Source organism: Ideonella sp. P3_A4 (assembly GCF_056403075.1).
Genome location: NZ_JBFUGE010000720.1, coordinates 1 through 2,764 on the forward strand (window position 1 = coordinate 1; position 2,764 = coordinate 2,764).

4 protein-coding genes are annotated in these 2,764 nt (G+C 67.7%); 1 reads left to right on the top strand and 3 read right to left on the bottom strand.

What is annotated here, in order from left to right; translation table 11 throughout:
- On the top strand, positions 1-268 hold a 268-nt coding region (locus tag AC1DYI_RS31700; protein ID WP_477208089.1), incomplete at its 5' end, for a hypothetical protein.
- A gap of 215 nt (positions 269-483) precedes the next feature.
- On the opposite strand, the gene AC1DYI_RS31705 is transcribed toward AC1DYI_RS31700, so the two are convergent.
- From AC1DYI_RS31705 to AC1DYI_RS31715, 3 genes are all read right to left on the bottom strand, one after another.
- On the bottom strand, positions 484-1,056 hold the full coding sequence (locus AC1DYI_RS31705; RefSeq protein ID WP_477208090.1) for a peroxiredoxin: 573 nt from the start codon (positions 1,054-1,056) through the stop codon (positions 484-486).
- Between the two features lie 41 nt (positions 1,057-1,097).
- On the bottom strand, positions 1,098-1,574 hold the full coding sequence (locus AC1DYI_RS31710; RefSeq protein WP_477208091.1) for a YybH family protein: 477 nt from the start codon (positions 1,572-1,574) through the stop codon (positions 1,098-1,100).
- 58 nt (positions 1,575-1,632) lie between these two features.
- Positions 1,633-2,764: hypothetical protein (locus AC1DYI_RS31715; RefSeq protein WP_477208092.1), on the bottom strand; the 1,132-nt coding region annotated here is incomplete at its 5' end.

Consider the following 2,764-nt stretch of genomic DNA (forward strand, 5'->3'; position numbering starts at 1 on the left):
CACCTACGCGGGTCAAACCCCGATCGGCGCGGCGTATGCGCCATCCGGCGAGGTCGTGTACTTCCCGTTCGCGGACAGCAACTTCGTCGCCGAGTACGACCGCAAGACGATGACCGAACGGCGCCGCTTCACCGTGCCGGGCAATTTCGACTGGCAAGGCGGCTGGGCCTTCGGCGAGGGCCGCACCAAGGTGTCGTCCGATGGCCGCTTCCTGTTCGTGACGCTCGACAACGGCGTCTTCTACCAGGAGCTGTCAGCGGCGAACTGATGGTGTGAATTTATTGAGAGGGGCCGAGGAGACAAAGGCCGCCATGACGGCCATTGAAATCGGCGGCTGACCCCAGAGCGGTGGCCGCACGACAGGCAGCGAAGACTGCCACAGGGGAGGAGCTGATGGTGGGTTGGCACGCGTGTGCCAGCCCGCCACTCAGTCTTTTTAACAGGTGTCAGAGGGGCCGCGGGGCCCCTCGCCGATCACGCCGATCAAGGTTTGGCCGGCTGGCTGGCCTTCCATTGCTCGATCGCCTTCATGGCTGCATTGACGTGGCCGTCCGGGTCCATCGCGGCGTAGGCCAGCAGCACCTTGCCTTGCGGGCTGATCACATACGAGATGCGGTTGGCCATGTTGGGCACCACCGCGAGCGTCGCGTCGTACTGCTTGATGATCTTCGCGCCCGGGTCGGCCGCCACCGCGAACTGGTTGCGGCAGGCTTCGACCGAGAACTTCTTCAGTGTCTCGATGTCGTCGTTCGACATGCCGATCACGGTCGCGCCGAGTGCCGCAAACTTTGGGGTTGCCTCGGCGAACTGGTGTGCCTCGACCGTGCAGCCGCTAGTGAAGGCCTTCGGGTAGAAGTACAGCACCACCGGGCCCTTCTTCAGTGCGTCGGCGAGCACGAAGCGATAGGGCTGACCACCCAGCGCAGCGTCGGCTGAGAAGTCGGGAGCAGCAGCGCCGATGGCCAAGGCGGCCTGCGCGGACGGCACGGCCAGGCTGGCCACGCAAAAGGCGGCGGCGCTGAGCGCATGGCCGCGGGCAAAGAAAGCGGTGTTCATCAGGAGGCCTCGTGAGCAGTCAACGGGTCAGGGCAAAAGGATCAGGGCTTCGGGCAATCGCAAGCGTCGTTGCCCATGTCCAGGATGATGCGCCAAACGCCGGGGGCTTCTTGCCGCCAGACCGAATTGAAACGGGCAACCAGCTTGCCGTTGGGGTCTCGCACCGGGCCGCTGCTGAGAGCCAGCTCTCCGGTGGTCATCACCTCGACGTTGTCGGGCTCCCACGAGAACGGCGGCTTCGGGCCGTCGAAGAACTTCTTCCAGACGGCGGTCACCGCGGCCGGGCCCCGCAGCGAGCCCTTGGCGCCCTGGAACACCGTATCGGCCGACAGGAACTTGGCAAAGGCCGCGAAGTCGCGATCGGCCATGGTCTTGGCGAAGGCGCGTTCGGTGTCCGAAACCACCTTGCGCAGTTGCTCGGGGTCGGGCGCGCCAGCGGCCGCGGTCTGGGCATGCAAAGGCGCGATCGCGCCGACAACCAGGCTCAGCGTGGCCAGGAATCGGGAGGGGGTCAGCATGGCAGGGGCAGGGGCTGTTGAAAGGTGCGGCGGTTGTACCAGTTCCCGCCCGCACGCATCAGGGGCCCGACCCCAAGTCCTTCAGGTGGTCCTCGGCCTCCTGCACGTCCTTGCCGTACTCGGTGAGATAGCGGTTGCGCTCTTCACTGCTCCACTCGGCCGCCGAGAACGCGACCAGCGGGTAAGCCTTGGTCCGATAGACCGTGCCGGCTCGGCGCGGCATCAGCGAGCGGTCAGGGAAGGTGTCGGGCTTCAGCAGGAAAGCCTCGACGTCGCGCAGCACCAACGGGAAGGCAGGCTGCGTGTCGCGCACCAGCTTGCCGAACAGCTGCAGCTTGAACTCGGTCGGCCCGACACCCAGCTCGTCATTGAAGTTCAGCAGCGCCACTGGCCGGCCATTGGCATCGTCGACGCGACCGGCCACCACATAGCGGCCGGGTTGCAGCACTTGGGCCGGCAGGTACAAGTTCAGCGACCCGGCCTCGACCGCCTCACGCGGTGTCGCGCCCCAGATGGCGGGCGCACCGGGCGAGTGGATCACGTCGAAGGATGCGTAGCCCGGGTGCTCGCCCGATTGCAGCGCCAGCTCGACGCGGATCAAGCCGTCGAGCTCGGCAAATCCGTCGCGCACCGGCTGCAACCGAAAGCTGAGCACGTTGTCGCCGGCAGCGGTGTCGCCACCACGGCCGTCATCGGTGAACTGCACCATCACCGGTGCGATGCTCGAGGGGCGCGCACCGGTGGCGCCTTCATGGGCCATCGCTCGCGGCACCTGCAGCGGCAGCGTGCGGCCTTCGCCGTCGATCGCCGCCACGGTGAACAGCACGCTTTCGTCACCCTGCGAATAGACGCGTTCCTGCGTCGTGCGCAGCGTCAGGCCTTCGATTGCTGGGCCACCGGGTTCGCGCAGCGGGCGCTCGGTCGCGACCGGCTCGAAAGGGCGGACCTGGTCCGGGTGCTCGGCCAACGGGCGCGACTCATGCGGGTAGCGCGTGGCCTCGCGGTAGCTGTCGAGCGTGCGGCGGGCACGCTCGAGGCGTTGCTTCCACATGTCGCGCGCCGCGCTGCGATCGGGCGCTCGCGCGCTGGGCGTGGGCGCCGCGGCGTGGGCCACGGGGGCGGGTTCGGGCGCAGGGGCGGCGGTGGTCGGCGCTGCGACGGCCTGAGGGCTGTCGCCCCAGGCCCACCAC